Origin of the sequence: Parabacteroides johnsonii DSM 18315, assembly GCF_025151045.1 — a bacterium.
Classification (GTDB): domain Bacteria; phylum Bacteroidota; class Bacteroidia; order Bacteroidales; family Tannerellaceae; genus Parabacteroides; species Parabacteroides johnsonii.
The window spans coordinates 3,309,158-3,325,852 of sequence record NZ_CP102285.1 but is presented as its reverse complement, the minus strand read 5'-3'; the positions used below and the strand labels follow the sequence as shown (position 1 = coordinate 3,325,852).

At 46.1% G+C, this 16,695-nt stretch carries 11 protein-coding genes; all 11 read left to right on the top strand.

Translation table 11 applies throughout. The features are described from left to right. Nucleotides 1-354 precede the first annotated feature (354 nt). Nucleotides 355-3,699: a DUF6383 domain-containing protein gene (locus NQ564_RS13930; protein WP_195485474.1), complete on the top strand. Its 3,345-nt coding sequence runs from the start codon at nucleotides 355-357 to the stop codon at nucleotides 3,697-3,699. A 413-nt stretch (nucleotides 3,700-4,112) separates the two neighbouring features. Next, entirely contained in the window at nucleotides 4,113-5,045 is a 933-nt protein-coding gene (gene rsmH, locus NQ564_RS13925; protein WP_008146167.1) for a 16S rRNA (cytosine(1402)-N(4))-methyltransferase RsmH, read from the top strand. A gap of 40 nt (nucleotides 5,046-5,085) precedes the next feature. After that, a complete protein-coding gene (locus NQ564_RS13920) occupies nucleotides 5,086-5,436 on the top strand; it encodes an FtsL-like putative cell division protein (RefSeq protein ID WP_008156584.1) in 351 nt (116 codons plus the stop codon). Nucleotides 5,437-5,438: 2 nt separating this feature from the next. Further along, complete coding sequence (locus NQ564_RS13915) at nucleotides 5,439-7,640, top strand: penicillin-binding protein (RefSeq protein WP_021862865.1); 2,202 nt, start codon at nucleotides 5,439-5,441, stop codon at nucleotides 7,638-7,640. A 3-nt stretch (nucleotides 7,641-7,643) separates the two neighbouring features. Further along, on the top strand, nucleotides 7,644-9,116 hold the full coding sequence (locus NQ564_RS13910; protein ID WP_008146162.1) for a UDP-N-acetylmuramoyl-L-alanyl-D-glutamate--2,6-diaminopimelate ligase: 1,473 nt from the start codon (nucleotides 7,644-7,646) through the stop codon (nucleotides 9,114-9,116). A gap of 91 nt (nucleotides 9,117-9,207) precedes the next feature. Then, the gene (gene mraY / locus NQ564_RS13905) at nucleotides 9,208-10,467 is read left to right on the top strand and encodes a phospho-N-acetylmuramoyl-pentapeptide-transferase (RefSeq protein ID WP_008146159.1); all 1,260 of its coding nucleotides are present in this window, start codon (nucleotides 9,208-9,210) and stop codon (nucleotides 10,465-10,467) included. An 89-nt stretch (nucleotides 10,468-10,556) separates the two neighbouring features. Then, nucleotides 10,557-11,894 carry a UDP-N-acetylmuramoyl-L-alanine--D-glutamate ligase gene (murD, locus tag NQ564_RS13900; protein WP_204246110.1) on the top strand — a complete coding sequence of 446 codons (1,338 nt, stop codon included), beginning with the start codon at nucleotides 10,557-10,559 and terminating at the stop codon, nucleotides 11,892-11,894. Nucleotides 11,895-11,908: 14 nt separating this feature from the next. Continuing rightward, nucleotides 11,909-13,261: an FtsW/RodA/SpoVE family cell cycle protein gene (locus NQ564_RS13895; RefSeq protein ID WP_008146156.1), complete on the top strand. Its 1,353-nt coding sequence runs from the start codon at nucleotides 11,909-11,911 to the stop codon at nucleotides 13,259-13,261. Further along, nucleotides 13,258-14,364, top strand: a complete 1,107-nt coding sequence (murG, locus tag NQ564_RS13890; protein ID WP_129650186.1) for an undecaprenyldiphospho-muramoylpentapeptide beta-N-acetylglucosaminyltransferase — start codon at nucleotides 13,258-13,260, stop codon at nucleotides 14,362-14,364. The genes NQ564_RS13895 and murG overlap by 4 nt, the downstream gene beginning before the upstream one ends. Before the next feature lie 179 nt (nucleotides 14,365-14,543). Further along, nucleotides 14,544-15,962, top strand: a complete 1,419-nt coding sequence (murC, locus tag NQ564_RS13885; protein ID WP_008146151.1) for a UDP-N-acetylmuramate--L-alanine ligase — start codon at nucleotides 14,544-14,546, stop codon at nucleotides 15,960-15,962. Nucleotides 15,963-15,965: 3 nt separating this feature from the next. Then, entirely contained in the window at nucleotides 15,966-16,694 is a 729-nt protein-coding gene (locus tag NQ564_RS13880; protein WP_008156592.1) for a cell division protein FtsQ/DivIB, read from the top strand. The last annotated feature ends 1 nt before the right edge of the window (nucleotide 16,695 follow it).

Genomic DNA, 16,695 nt, shown 5'->3' with positions numbered 1-16,695 from the left:
TACAGGTATGACAGCTGTTTTCCGTTATACCATATAGAGATCGATTCGGGTTATATTTTTAATGTACGCACGTACATTAATTTCAGACATGTAGGACTTTGGAGTAGTTCCTCTATAAATACCAGAGTTTGTCTTGTAAATAAGCATTTTCGTACGGGATAACTTATCTTGTTGATAAGAAAGAATATAGAAAAGGAAAAAATATTAAGGAAAAGGATTGTCGGTTTAAAAGTTATGCGTATTTTTGCCAAGAGAAAATCGTACGCAATGGTATTTGATTATAAGATTTAGAAGACGTACGTGTTATTTGATTGATTTATTTACACTTTAGTATTAATATTAAATTATTTGATTATGAACAAAAAGTTTTCTACACTTTGTGCCGGTCTTGTGCTGGCAACTGTAGGAGCTAGTTCTGTTTCGGCTGTAGAGTTGAAAGCAGATGGTGCCTACAATGAAAAGTTGTATCAGATTGCGGCTGGAGCAACAGGAGATTCTGTTGTCTATATGACCAACCGGATTGATGGCAACGACTCTCTTTATGTAAAGGCTATCTCTGATGTTCCTGCAAATGAATTGGCAAACACTTTGTGGTGTGTGGCTGTTACTAAACCTGCTGTGCAAGGTCAGTCTTATACTTTTGACTTTTTGAATAAAGCAACAGGTAAAAAGTTAGCTGTTGACGTGAAAGATGTTTTGGCCTCTGGCTGGACTGCAACGACAGGTCTTCCTGTTGGTACAGAGATTGATGGATGGGCTTTTTCTATGAAAGCAGGCGAAGGTGAAGCTATAGAAGAAGGTATGCCTCTTTATTCTTATATTCCGGGTGAGAACAAAGTTGCTGCGTTAGCTTTTAATGCTAATGGGATCACTGCTAATCCGAATATTTCATCTATGACTGGTGCTGGACATATGACAGCGGTAGAAATGGATGCAGAAAGTGCTTCTAAACCACAAATGATTACTAATGGTTGGATTTTTACAGTCAAAGTACCACAGCGCCTTTCTTTGAATGCAAAAGCATTACATACAATTTTAGGTTCTCGTGACTCTGCTGCAATTAACTTGGATTTTTATAAAGTGATTGGTTCTAAAGAGCAGAAATTAGATCACAAAAAGATTCAAAATAATGTATTTGCACAGGATCTGGTTGCAGAAGATGGAACTAATGGTAGTGTCTATTTGATGAAAGCTGATAAGAGTGCCTATCTGCGTATAGATACAGCTTATCAGAATAAAGCAGGTGAAGATTTCTTGACATTTACTGATACTACAAAAGCTGCAACTTTCAATATTGATGAAGCTGCTGGTAGAACTGGTATTTATTCGTTCTTCTTTACTTATGCACCGGAAGGAGACAGCCTGTTTATTAAGATGGATACAGCTATCTATAGTGCAAATATAGGTAAAGGTCCATTTGATGTTTATAGATCAGGTGATGATAGCACTCATGTAGTTCTTCAGGATTTGATTCCTGGTCAGGAATGGGCTTTGACAGTAGGCAAAGATACAATCCGTACACGTATTGGTTTAGGTTTCGGAACATGTGAAGCTTCTGCTTCTAACAAGGTATCTGTGGCTAATGGTCTGTATACGATCAAAGATAAAACAACAGGTAAATATTTTGCTTATCCGTTGTATCAGAATGGTGCAAACAGATTATGGGTTGAATTTGATGAAGAATCTCAATTGGCTGCTCATATGCCTGCTTATCAGTGGATCATCCGTAAGACTCAGACTGTCGAATCTTTAGCTGAAACATCAAGTATTACAATTGAAAACCGTGAGTATCCGGGTAATACAATGACTGTTCAGTTGTATAAGGATGCAGAAGGTAAAATATTTGTCTCTAATGGCGAATTGGCAAATGCAGATCTGGAAATTGTTGAAATCGATAAGGAAACATATCCTGAAGCTTATAATGATCCTTATTTAGGATATTTCCATATGGATCCGGCTGCTATCGAATACAATGTAAATAAATATAAGTTCGAATATTATCATCCATATGCAACAGGTGAGAATGCTCGTTATTTATCTGTAGGTGGTGAAAAAGATACATTATTGTATGCTAAAGAATATAAAGCAGGTGCTAGTTCATTTGAATTGAGAGCTTCTGATAATGAATACAAATATGGTGTTGTTGTTGGTACTGCTGCTACAGATCCATACAAGAAGATTGGTATTGTGCAGTTGAAGAGAACTCCGTATATCATTGCTCAAGGCGAAGCTGTAATGGATTCTATTACGAACCACAAATATGCAATGGCTAAGGGTGTTTTGGGTGCTGCTATAGATAGTTTCTATTTTAAAGAAAATAATCATTATGATGGTGATGACTTCTTTGCAATATTGAAGGCTGTTCAGACTAATGTTGCATTGGATTCTGTTAAACCTATGTATTCTAAAGCTGGTGTTTCTGATAATAATTCAACCTCTCCTGTTGGTGTTCAGAACTTGACAACAGAAGAAAGAACTTCTGCATTTGCAATTAGCTTGGATGATACACCTTTGTATCGTCGTTTCAACAATGCTAATATTAACGAAGTTGAAACAGGCGTTGACAGTTTGATCTTCTGGGAGAGATATCGTAACGAGTACTTGATGGATGAAACAAACGAGAATTTCTTACATGAAACAGTAGATTATCTTGGTATTTGGAGTAAGGATAAAGCTGATGGAAAATTGGCGTTTGTTGTTGACTCTGCTTGGATTGTACGTGGTCTTGGTAATGGCATTAAACCACAGTATTTAATTTCTGTAAATCGTAATGATTTTGCAGGTAAGGCTGGTGAAGCTTGTACAGAAGCTGGTCCTCACGTAGATATTGATGGTAATATTATAACTGATCCGTATCAGTGCGTTCATGCTCATAAGGCAATTCCTGCATTCCAGAGAGGTAAATATTTGGTAAGTTTTGCAGATTCTGTTGCTAAACTTGGTATTTCTTCTGAAGAGGCTCTTCCTTATTTGGATGATGATCATGCTTATACTCGTGTCGGTTTTGTTGAAGCAATCAGAAGAGGCGATAGCTTGTATGTCTTACCGGATGCTTACAAATCATTGAAAAATGAAGAAATTAATTTTGAACTTCTTGAAAAAGAAAATGCAGAATTGGTTAAGAAAAACAGTAAATATCCGTGCCCATTCATTATTAATTTGAAAGGTGATGCTCATAAAAATGTAACTTGGTCATTCCGTTATGTATACCCTGATAAAGCATTGGAAGTAACAGAAGAAGGTAAAGATAATTCTTTCTTGATCGAATCTATGGCTTATCCTGAATTAAATGGTGAATATAATGCTGCTGGTCAAAAATTGGCAATTGCTCCTAATGTTGCTGCATGGTTGAAGAACCAGAACGGTTGCTTGGTATTGACAAATGAAAAGTCAACATTTGCAAATGCTGTCACTGGTGGTGACCCTGCATTGAGATTCAATATTGACCGTAAGGGTGCTGATGATGAATATGCAACAGACAACGAAGAAATCGCAACATCTGAAGTAGCTGTAATCGCTCAGGAAGGTGCTGTAAGAATTGCTAATGCTGCCGGTAAGAAAGTAGTTGTAACTAACATCTTAGGTCAGACAGTGGCTAACACAGTTATCACTTCAAGCGACGCTACAATCGCTGCTCCTCAGGGTGTAGTTGTAGTTGCTGTTGAAGGCGAAGAAGCTGTTAAAGCTATCGTTAAATAATTCGATGCATTTATTAATTAAATAAATCGACTGCTCCTCTTTTCGTGAGAAAAGAGGGCAGAAAACAAACAAGCCTTTCCGGTAGAAATATCGGAGAGGCTTTTTGTGCATATATATGAATGTACAGATTAGGGGGATTTGAAGAATTGGGACTGCTTATCCTCCGGAGAATACGATATTTGAAAACAATCCTGTATAATCGTCCAAATACACGATTCTGACAGGGTTTAGGGCCGCCATAATATAAGTATTTTTCTGACCTGTTGAAAACTTTTTGTTACTTTTCTCTTATATTTCTTGGCGGTTAAATTAGGAAATGTGTACTTTTACCCTCCAATAGGGTGATGTGTGTGCTAATCAACCAACTACAGGCCCTTATTTTAAGGAAAAGTTTAACATGAAGTAGCGAAGAAATGGAAGAAAAAGAAGTCTGTTATCATGTGCCGGTAATGCTTCATGAAAGTTTGGAGGGACTGGGCATTCAACCTTCCGGTGTGTATGTCGATGTCACCTTTGGAGGTGGAGGACATTCACGTGAAATCTTGAACCGGCTGGATAACGAAGGGACACTTTATGGATTTGATCAGGATGCCGATGCTGAGAAAAACATTCCGGCGGATTCCCGTTTTGTATTTGTCCGCAGTAATTTTCGTTATTTATATAACTTCATGCGCTATCATGGTGTTGCTGGTGAGGTCGATGGACTGTTGGCAGATTTGGGCGTTTCTTCCCATCATTTTGATGACAAGGATCGTGGGTTTTCTTTCCGTTTCGACGGGGCGTTGGATATGAGAATGAATACCCGGGCAGGACAAACTGCTGCGGATATTGTTAATACATATACGGAAGAGCAGTTAGCCGACTTGTTTTATCTTTACGGAGAATTGAAAGTGGCACGCAAACTGGCATCCGTGCTGGTACGTAGCCGCGAAATAAAGAAGATAGAAACGATCGCCGACTTTTTGGAAGTGATAAAGCCTTTTACGGGAAAAGATAAGGAAAAGAAATTCCTGGCTCAGGTATTTCAGGCCTTGCGTATCGAGGTGAATGATGAAATGCGTGCTTTGCGCGAGATGTTGCAACAAACGCTGCAAGTGTTGAAGCCCGGTGGTCGTCTGGTTGTTATCACTTACCATTCTTTAGAAGACCGGTTGGTGAAGAATTTCCTGAAGACGGGTAACTTTGAAGGGAAGGCGGAGCAGGACTTTTTTGGGAATATCAAATCTCCGTTCCGTCTGGTAAACAATAAGGTGATTGTCCCGTCGGGCGAGGAGATCGAACGGAATCCCCGCTCCCGGAGTGCAAAATTAAGAATTGCGGAGTTGAATAATGAACATAAAGTCTAATAACTTTCAACTCTCAACTCTCAACTTTCAACTAAAAAGTATGGCTGTGGACACGAAACAGAAGAAAAAGAAGAAGGAGAACCGTTTCTCTTTTTTGTATATATTGGGCGGTGGGATCTTGAAAGAAGATTTCATCGTCAAACATACGAAGATGATTGTTCTTGTCGTTATGCTGATATTTATTTTTATCGGTAACCGATATGTCTGTATGCAACGGCTACGTGAGATCGATCGTCTGCAACAACAATTGCGCGATGTACGATTCGAGGCGTTGTCCATTTCTTCGGAATTGACGGGCAACAGCCGCCAGTCGCAGATCGAACTATTGATAGAAGAACAGGGTATAGAATTGGAAGCGGCGAAGAATCCGCCGTATGAATTGTATAGGTAAAGATGGCTGAAGATATCGAACCAAAAGAATTTGCTCCTAAGAGTAACCGGATTATATTCTGTTACTTCTTCATCGTGTTCCTGCTCGTATGTGTAGCAGGTAGCGTGTTGATACGAGCTTCCCAAACCGCTTTTGTCGAGAGAGACTATTGGTTGCATCTTGATTCGATACAAAAACGGCCGGACCGTTTGGTCTATCCCAGCCGGGGAAACATCTTTTCTGCTGATGGCAAGCTGATGGCGACCAGTGTTCCTTGCTATTACCTTTACATAGATTTCGCAGCCGATTGCTATTCAAATAAGACAAAGAAATGGAGCAGTTTGGATACATTCTTGTATAGTAAGCACAACGGGGTCGACTCGCTTTCTGTCTACCTCTCCCGTAAGTTGAAAGACCGTACACCGGCCGGTTATAAGAAATATCTGTTAAGTGGTTTGAATGCGAAAAAAAAGAGCCGCCAGTTCCCGATTTGCCGGGATAAGGTGTCCTATTCGGATTTGAAGGAAATCAAGAAATTCCCTTTCCTCCGGTTAGGAGTGTTCAAGAGTGGTTTCTATACACGGGAAATGGTTGAACGCCAAAAGCCGTTTGGCACATTGGCCTCCCGTACGATCGGAGACACGTTCCGTGATATCGATCCTAAAACGGGACTGACCAAGGGAAAGAATGGGCTGGAATTGCAATACGATACTTTGCTTCACGGTGTAGCCGGCTTGAATTCCGTGCGACGTCTCGGTGGAGGGTGGACGAATGTCGTGGAAGTGGAACCGGTGGAAGGAATGGATATCCGTACGACAATCGACATCAATATCCAGGATATAGCAGAGAAGTCGTTGCTCGACATGTTGAAAAAGATCGATGCCGCATCGGGTACGGCTGTCGTAATGGAAGTTGCGACAGGTGAGGTGAAGGCGATTACCAACATGGGACGTATCCGTGAAGGCGTCTACGGCGAGGACACCAACCATGCCGTAGCGGATGAAACGGAACCCGGTTCGACCTTTAAGGTCGCATCTATCATGGTTGCGCTTGAAGACGGTGTCTGCCAGCCCGGCGATACGGTCGATGTTGGCAACGGTATCTATATGTATAAAGGGGCCCGTATGACGGACCATAATAATAATAAAGGCGGTTATGGTCGTATCTCGGTGGAACAGGCTATTTGGTATTCGTCTAATATCGGGGTTGCCAAGACGGTCCTGAAAGGATACGAAAAGAATCCGACTAAGTTTGTGGAAGGACTTTACCGCATTGGTTTGAACGAAGACCTGCGTCTGGAAATTCCCGGAGCCGGTCGTGCTAAAATCCGCCGACCGGACGACACGGTACGTTACTGGTCGAAGACAGCTTTACCTTGGATGTCTTTCGGATATGAAACCCAGATTCCGCCGATCTATACGCTTGCTTTCTATAATGCGATTGCCAATAACGGGAAGATGGTGCGTCCGATCTTTACGAAAGAAATCTTGCACAACGGCAAGACCGTGCAGAGCTTCTCTACCGAAGTGGTGCGGGAATCCATCTGCTCGGAACGTACGCTCAATATGATAAAGGATATGTTGTTAGGAGTCGTGGAGAAAGGTACCGGTAAGGCTGTCCATTCCGACTTTGTCCGTATTGCCGGCAAGACCGGTACGGCTCAGATCGCTTCGGGAGGTGTTTACCGGCAGGCAGGGCACCAAGTTGCCTTCTGCGGCTATTTCCCTGCCGACGAACCGAAATATTCCTGTATTGTCGTGATCCGTCAGCCGCGCAACGGCTATCCTTCGGGTGGTACGATGTCTGGTGGTGTAGTGAAGGCGATAGCCGAGAAGGTATATGCCAGCCATATGTCTTTTGATATCCGCGACATGGAGAAGGACTCACTGGCTGTAATGTTGCCGCAACCGAAAGCAGGTGAACGGGATGCGTTGGAATATGTTTTGAACAAACTCGATATAGAGGCCGATAACGATAGTATCGAAACCAAATGGGTGACGGCTAAGCGTGAAGACGGCAGGGAAGATGTGAAACTGAAAGATATCCCTATCCGCGAAGGATTGGTGCCGAACGTAGTCGGCATGGGAGCGAAAGATGCCGTTTATTTGCTGGAAAGCGTCGGATTACAAGCGTCGTTGAATGGTATGGGGCGTGTATCTTCTCAATCCATATCTCCCGGTTCGCGAGTTTCGAAAGGACAAACCGTTTCATTAACATTAAAATAGGCTATGGAACTAAAAGAACTTATTCATCCGTTGGAAGTGCTTGAGGTTGTCGGAAACGCCGACGTGGAGATCTCAGGCATCCAGTCTGATTCCCGTAAAGTGGAAAAAGGCTTTTTGTTTGTAGCGGTTCGGGGTACTGCCGTAGACGGTCATGCTTATATCCAAAGTGCGATCGAAAAAGGTGCTGCCGCAATCGTCTGCGAGGAAATCCCTGTCCTTCCGGATGAAAATATGCAGGTATCCGAAAGCAAACCGGTTTTCATCCGGGTGAAAGATTCGGCGGATGCTTTAGGTAAATCGCTTTCCGCTTGGTATGAGAATCCTTCGGACAACCTGATACTGGTGGGAGTGACCGGAACAAACGGAAAGACAACGATTGCGACGCTCCTGTACGAGATGTTCCGGAAGATGGGGCATAAAGTGGGGCTGCTCTCTACCGTCTGCAACTATATCGATGGCGAGGCGATTCCGACCGACCATACGACGCCTGACCCTGTCACCCTCCATAACCTGATGGCCCGGATGGTGGATGCCGGTTGCGAGTATGCCTTTATGGAGGTTAGTTCGCATTCGATCGACCAGAAGCGTATCAGTGGTTTGTCCTTCAACGGGGGCATCTTTACCAATCTGACGCGTGATCACCTGGATTATCATAAGACAGTCGAGAATTACTTGAAAGCCAAGAAGAAATTTTTCGATGATCTGCCTGCTTCGGCTTTCGCACTTACGAATGCGGATGATAAATCCGGCCTTGTCATGCTACAGAATACGGCTGCTAAGAAGCTGACTTATTCGCTGCGTACGTTGGCAGATTTCAAAGGAAAGATCTTGGAATCCCATTTCGAAGGAACCGAAATGCTGGTTAACGGTCGTGAGGTGATGACACGTTTTGTCGGTCGTTTCAATGCCTATAACTTGTTGGCAGTGTATGGGGCGGCTGTCTCGTTGGGCAAGGACCCGGAAGAAGTGTTGGTCGTGTTGAGCGATCTGCATTCGGTTTCCGGTCGTTTCCAGACGATCCAGTCTCCGTTGGGATATACGGCAATCGTGGATTATGCCCATACGCCTGATGCATTGACGAACGTGTTGAGCGGCATTCATGAGGTGTTGGACGGCAACGGCCGTGTGATCACAGTCGTAGGCTGTGGCGGCAACCGCGACAAAGGAAAGCGCCCGATCATGGCGAAGGAAGCGGCCAAGTTGAGCGACCAGCTGATCCTGACCTCCGACAATCCCCGTTTCGAGGAACCGGATGAGATCATTAAAGATATGGTGGCCGGCCTGAATGCAGCCGATATGGAACGTACACTCTGTATTACAGATCGTGCGCAGGCGATCAAAACGGCCACTATGCTGGCCAGGAAAGGCGATGTGATCTTGGTTGCCGGCAAAGGCCATGAAGATTACCAGGAAGTAAAAGGCGTAAAGCACCATTTTGACGACCGGGAACAGTTAAAAGAAATATTTAAGAGTTGAAAGGTGAAAGGTGAAAGTTGAAAGTTAAATGCTGCTGAACATAACTTTCAATTTTCAACTCTCGACTTTCAACTGAAAAACGAAGTTTTTTATGTTGTATTATTTGTTTAATTATTTGGATCAGCTCGATTTCCCGGGTGCCGGTATGTTCAAGTATGTATCATTCCGTTCCGCTTTGGTATTGATCCTGTCATTGTTCATCTCGACGGCTATCGGACGTCGCATCATCGACAAGCTGCAACTATTGCAGATCGGCGAGACGGTGCGTAACCTCGGTTTGGAAGGGCAGATGAGTAAGAAAGGGACGCCGACGATGGGAGGTATCATCATTATCATTGCGATCGTGGTGCCGACCTTGCTCTGTGCGAAGCTGACCAATATTTATGTGATCCTGATGCTGGTGACGACCATCTGGTTAGGGGCATTGGGATTTGCCGACGACTATATCAAAGTGTTCCGGAAGAACAAGGAAGGGATGCATGGCAAGTTCAAGATCATCGGACAGATCGGTCTGGGGCTGATCGTCGGCCTGGTACTTTTTATGAGTCCGGATGTGGTGATCAAGGAGAATATGGAAGTGCGGCATGACAATGTGATCGAGGAAGTACGCTTCCATACGGTTGAAAAGAAGTCGACCAAGACGACGATCCCGTTTGTGAAGAACAACAATTTCGATTACGCCCAGTTGGTTAATTGGGCAGGCGAATATAAAGAGGAAGCCGCCTGGCTGGTCTTCGTCCTGATGGTGATCTTCGTAGTAACGGCCGTATCGAACGGAGCGAACCTGACAGACGGCCTGGACGGACTTGCGGCGGGAAGCTCGGCGATTATCGGGGTGGCGCTCGGAATCCTTGCATATATGTCGTCGCACTTCGAGTTTGCTTCCTTCCTGAATATCATGTTCATTCCGGGAGCGGAAGAACTGGTGGTATTTGCGGCTGCCTTTATCGGGGCGACAGTCGGATTCTTGTGGTACAACGCTTATCCGGCACAAGTGTTTATGGGAGATACGGGTAGCTTGACGCTGGGCGGTATCATCGCCGTATTCGCAATCATTATCCGGAAGGAATTGTTGATCCCGATCCTGTGTGGCATCTTCCTGGTAGAGAATCTCTCCGTTCTTATGCAGACGTTCTATTTCAAATATACGAAGAAGAAATACGGTGAAGGGCGACGCATCTTCAAGATGGCTCCTCTCCATCATCATTTCCAGAAACCCGGTAATGCGGGAATACAGGCTTTGATACAGAAACCGTTTAACGTGGTGCCCGAATCTAAGATCGTGGTCCGCTTCTGGTTGATCGGTATCATCCTGGCAGTTGTTACGATTGTGACATTAAAGATGAGATAAAGTGATTTATGATTTATAATTTATGATTTATTATCGACGCATAAATCATAAATTATAAATCATAAATGAATAAAGAAATCATAAATCAAATGAAGAAAAGGATTGTTATCTTAGGGGGTGGTGAAAGTGGCGCAGGTGCCGCTGTGCTGGCGAAGGCGAAAGGACTCGATGTGTTCGTTTCCGATTTTTCGTCTATCAAACCCAAATATAAGGATATGCTGGATGCTCACGAAATCCGTTGGGAAGAGGGCCGGCATACCGAAGCCGACATCCTGAATGCCGACGAAATTATCAAGAGCCCGGGTATCCCCGACAAGGCTCCCATTATAAAGAAACTGAAGGAGAAGGGTACGCCTATCATCTCCGAAATAGAATTTGCCGGACGGTATACGGACGCCAAGATGATCTGTATCACCGGGAGTAACGGCAAGACGACGACGACCATGCTGACCTACCACATCCTCCGACAGGCGGGAGTGGACGTGGGGCTTGCCGGAAATGTCGGGAACAGCCTCGCCCTTCAGGTGGCCGAAGATCCTCACGCCGTTTACGTGATCGAACTGAGTAGTTTCCAGCTCGACAACATGTATGACTTTAAGGCGGACATCGCCATCTTATTGAATATAACGCCCGATCATCTGGATCGTTATAACTACGAGATGCAGAACTATGTGGATGCTAAATTCCGCATCCTCCAGAATCAGACGGCCGAAGATGCTTTCATATTCTGGAACGACGATCCTATTATTGCCCGCGAAATTGCCAAACGGCATCCCGAGGCAACTCTCTACCCGTTCGCCGAAACTCACGAAGCTGGCGTAAAGGGCTATACGGAAGATAAAAAGATAAGAATTGAAACCTCAAACGGAACGTTTACAATGGAACAAGATTTATTAGCATTATCGGGAACGCATAATCTGTATAATTCGCTGGCTTCTGGTATCGCATCCAAACTGGTGGATATCCATGATGAAAATCTGCGAGCTTCGCTGAGCGACTTTACCGGGGTGGAGCACCGCCTTGAGAAAGTGGCACGTGTGCGCGGAGTCGATTATATCAACGACTCGAAAGCTACGAATGTAAACTCCTGCTGGTACGCCTTGCAGAGTATGACCACTCCGCTGGTCCTGATACTCGGCGGAACGGATAAGGGAAATGATTACTCCGAAATAGAAGAGCTGGTGAAGAAAAAGGTGCACGCCCTGATATTTCTCGGTGTGGACAATACTAAGCTGCACGCTTTCTTCGACGGGAAGGTGCCCGTTATCGAAGATGCCCGTTCGATGGAAGAAGCGGTGTCGAAAGCGTATAAACTGGCTGAAAAGGGAGATACCGTCTTGTTGTCACCTTGCTGTGCCAGCTTCGACCTCTTCAAAAGCTATGAGGATCGAGGCGACCAGTTCAAAGCCTGTGTGCGTAACCTGTAAAGAAAAACGGAGAGATGAATTTAGCAAGTAAATTGTTCAAAGGCGACCTGGTGATCTGGATCATCTTCATGTTCCTTTGCCTGATTTCGGCAATAGAGGTGTTTAGCGCGAGTAGCACGCTTGCCTACAAGAGCGCGACGCATTGGGAGCCGATTGCAGATCATGCCACCTTCCTCTTGGGAGGATGTGTGCTCGTCTTGCTCTTGCACAATATCCATTGCCGCTGGTATGCCTTGCTTGCCGGAGGGGCTGTGGTTTCAGCCATTCTGTTACTCCTTTTGTTGACGAGGATACCGGGATTGGTGGTGGTAATAAACGGCGAACCTCGTTGGATGAATATCGGCGTGACGTTTCAGCCGTCCGAGATCGCCAAGATCACATTGATGGTGTATACCGCTTTCATCTTGAGCAAACGCCACTGGTTTACAGATAAGCAGATGTTCTGGTGGATACAGGGAGCTGCCTTGGTGATCTGTGGCCTGATTTTCTTTACAAACGGCTCTACGGCGATCCTGCTCTTCTCCGTTATTCAGATGATGGCATTCTTCGGGCAGATCTCATTGCTTCGTCTGTTGAAGTTTTGGGGGAGCTTGTTACTTATACTGATCTTTGCGGTGTCGCTCCTCTATTTTGCTCCGGAGCCGGTGATGAAGCGGATGCCTGAGCGTGTACATACTTGGAGGGCGCGTATTGAACGCTTCGTCGACGGTACGCCTCCCGTTAAGATAGAGTCGGGCAAGGCTGTCCATATTGACGGAGATGACTACCAAGTGGTGCATGGCAAGATCGCCATTGCGCGTGGTGGTCTTTGGGGCAAGTTTCCCGGACACGGCCAGCAGCGTGACTTCCTGCCACAGGCATATTCCGACTTTATCTATGCTATTATTATAGAAGAGATGGGAATGGTTTTTGGGGGAGCTTTCGTCCTCTTCCTTTATATCGCCCTGCTTGTCAGGGTGGGGATGATCGCCCGGAAATGCGACAAACTATTCCCCAAGTTCCTTGTTTTGGGATGTGGCTTGATGCTTGTTGTCCAAGCATTGACCAATATGGCAGTCGCAGTCGATCTCATACCGGTGACGGGGCAGCCATTGCCGTTGGTCAGCCGTGGCGGAACGTCGACCGTCATCTCTTGTGCCTATATCGGGATTATCCTTAGTGTGAGCCGCTTCGGAGCCAATATGGGAAATGAAGAGGAGGAAGAGGAACCGGCGGCGGATGAAAATCCCGTAGGCATCGAACCGGATACGGATGGGCATCCGATTGAAAGCGGACTGGCATCCGTTGAAAACGTAGACAGTGACATAAACCCGCTCGAAGCCGTAGCCGAGCTGAAAGAAGAAACAACAACAGAAAAGAATATATGAAACAGTACCGAATCATCATAAGCGGCGGTGGAACCGGAGGACATATCTTCCCGGCTATCTCTATCGCCAATACCTTCAGGAAACGTTTTCCGGAGGCGGAAATACTGTTTGTGGGAGCTGATGACCGGATGGAAATGGAGAAAGTGCCTGCCGCCGGTTATCGTATCGTGGGATTGCCGGTAAGCGGCTTCGACCGTGCCCACCTAGCTAATAACATCCGTGTCGTAGGCCGTCTGCTCAAAAGCCTCCGGCTTGCCAAAAAGACGATACGCGAGTTCAAACCCGATATTGCCGTAGGCGTAGGCGGTTATGCCAGCGGACCGACGCTTTGGATGGCCGCTTCTTTAGGAATCCCTACCTTGATACAGGAGCAGAATTCCTATGCGGGTGTCACGAATAAGCTTCTGGCAAAGAAAGCCAGCAAAATATGCGTTGCCTACGAAGGCATGGGGAAGTTCTTTCCGGCCGACCGCATCGTCGTGACCGGCAACCCGGTCCGCCAGGATTTGGAAGAGGCGTTGGGCAAACGTGAGGAAGCCTTGAAGTTCTTCGGCCTTTCACCGGATAAGAAGACGATCCTGGTGGTGGGCGGCAGCTTGGGAGCCCGGACGATCAACCGCAGCATACAGGGCGATTTAGACAAGCTCTTCGCTTCGGATGTCGACGTACAAGTGATCTGGCAAACCGGACGCTACTATCATGAAGAGGCTTTAAAGCATCTGAAGGCTTACAGGGGAATGCCGGTCTGGTGTTCGGATTTTATCACGCGCATGGACTATGCATATGCGGCCGCCGATCTGATTATCTCTCGTGCGGGAGCCAGCTCTATCTCCGAACTTTGCCTGTTGAAGAAACCGGTGATCCTGGTCCCTTCTCCCAATGTGGCAGAAGATCATCAGACGAAGAATGCCTTGGCTTTAGCGGGTAAAGATGCTGCTATCATGGTGGCCGACAAAGATGCCGAACAACAATTGGTCCCGAAAGCCCTCGAAATCATCCACGACGATGAACGCCTCCGTACCTTGAGCCGCAACATCGCGACACTGGCCCACCATGAGAGCGCGGAACGCATCGTGGACGAGATCGTCAGGATCATCGAATAGGCCTTGTCCCCGCGTCAAGCGCGGGAACAGGCTATGACCTTTCGTTGGAAAACCTATGGTCTTTTTTCAAGAAAGCTATAGCCTTTTGCCGCAAAAGCTATAGTCTTTTCCGAAGATTATAGCAAATACGATAGGAAGATAGTATCTTTGTAATAAAGAATAGTAACGAATAAGAAAATATGGATATAAACAATATAACGGCTGTCTATTTTGTTGGAGCCGGCGGGATCGGGATGAGTGCCTTGATCCGCTATTTCCTTTCGAAGGGAAAGAAGGTGGCCGGTTACGACAAGACCCCTTCCGGTCTGACGGAACAGTTGAACTATGAAGGAGCCGTCATTCATTATGAAGACAATGTGGACCTGATCCCCGACGACTTTACCGATCCGGCAAAGACGCTAGTCGTCTATACCCCTGCCGTCCCAGAAGACCATTCGGAGCTCTGCTATTTCCGGGGGAATGGTTTCGAGGTGATGAAGCGTGCCCGTGTATTGGGTGAGATTACCGACTGTAGCCGGGGACTGTGTGTGGCCGGTACGCATGGCAAGACAACGACATCCTCGATGGTCGCCCACCTGCTGAAGCAGTCTCATGTGGATTGTAATGCCTTCTTAGGTGGTATCCTGAAGAACTATAACAGCAACCTGATGCTTTCCGCAGAGAGTGATTTGACTGTGATAGAAGCGGACGAGTTCGACCGTTCCTTCCACTGGTTGAAGCCCTATATGGCTGTTATTACGTCGGCCGATCCCGATCACCTGGATATCTACGGGACTCCGGAAGCCTACCGTGAAAGTTTCGAACATTTCACTTCGCTGATCCGCCCGGACGGTTGCCTGCTCATGAAACAGGGTATCAATGTCACTCCTCGTCTGCAAGAAGGCGTGAAGTTTTATACTTATACCGGCGCTCTCGACACAAAAGAACTTTCAATTTCCAACTCTCAACTCTCAACTTTCTACGCCGAGAACGTCCGTATCGGAGGAGGCGAGATTTTCTTTGATTTTGTCGGCCCCGATGTCCGTATCCCCGATATACAGTTGGGTGTGCCCGTGAAAGTAAATGTCGAGAACGGAGTCGCCGCTATCGCCCTTGCCTGGCTGAACGGTGTGACGCCGGAGGAGATCAAGCACGGTATGGCGACCTTTGCCGGTCCGCGTCGCCGCTTCGACTTTCATCTCAAGAAAGAAAATATTGTTTTGATCGACGACTACGCCCATCATCCTGCCGAGTTGAAGGCAAGTATCCTTTCTGTGAAGGAACTGTATGCCGGGCGCAAGGTGACCGGTATTTTTCAGCCGCACCTCTACACCCGTACGCGTGACTTTGCCGCCGACTTTGCCGCCAGCCTCTCGCTTCTGGATGAACTGATATTGTTGGATATCTACCCGGCACGTGAGGAACCGATACCGGGTGTCACTTCACAGATCATCTTCGATGCCGTAACTATCGCCGACAAGCGGTTGATCCGTAAGGAGGAACTGTTGGAGGTGGTAGCTGCAGAAGCCGGAAAGCTCGAAGTCGTCCTGATGGTCGGAGCCGGTAATATTGAACTGCTGGTAGACCCGGTAAAACAAATATTGGATAAAAAAGAATAAATCGTGATCCGTACCGTATCCATAATCGTTGCAACACTGTTGTTCTGTTACATTGTGTTTGTCTCCTTCTTCTTTCGGGAAAGTAGGCAGAAGGAATTGTGCCGTGACCTCCAGGTAGTGGTGGTGGACAGTCTCGACAAGCATTTTGTGAGCGAGAGCGATCTGGTGCATATCCTCAAGAAGGCTGACTTGAACCCGATCGAGAAACCGATGGATGAGGTCAACACCGACCGGATTGAAAACGAACTGCTGAAAAATGAAATGATTGCCCGCGTGGAAGCCTACAAGACTCCTTCCGGCATGATTAAATTGGAAGTGGAGCAAAAAATCCCTATCTTGCGTGTGATAAGTCCGAGAGGCAACTATTATGTGGATAATTTGGGAAGCACGATGCCTGTCAGCCGCCGTTATGTGGCGCACGTTCCGGTGGTGAGCGGATATGTGGAAAAAGAGCTGGCGGTAACCGACTTATACAAATTTGCATTATTTTTGCAGGAGAATGATTTCTGGAATAATCAGATAGAACAGATTTACGTTCATCCTGATAACGAGGTGGAACTGATCCCGCGGGTCGGTAACCACCGTATCGTGCTGGGCTCCTTTGTAGATTTCGAGGAAAAACTGGACAATCTCCGGCTCTTCTACGAGAAAGCGATCCCGAAGGTGGGATGGGAGAAGTACAGCATTATCAGTTTAAAATATAAGGATCAGATTGTTTGTACTAAAAGATAGA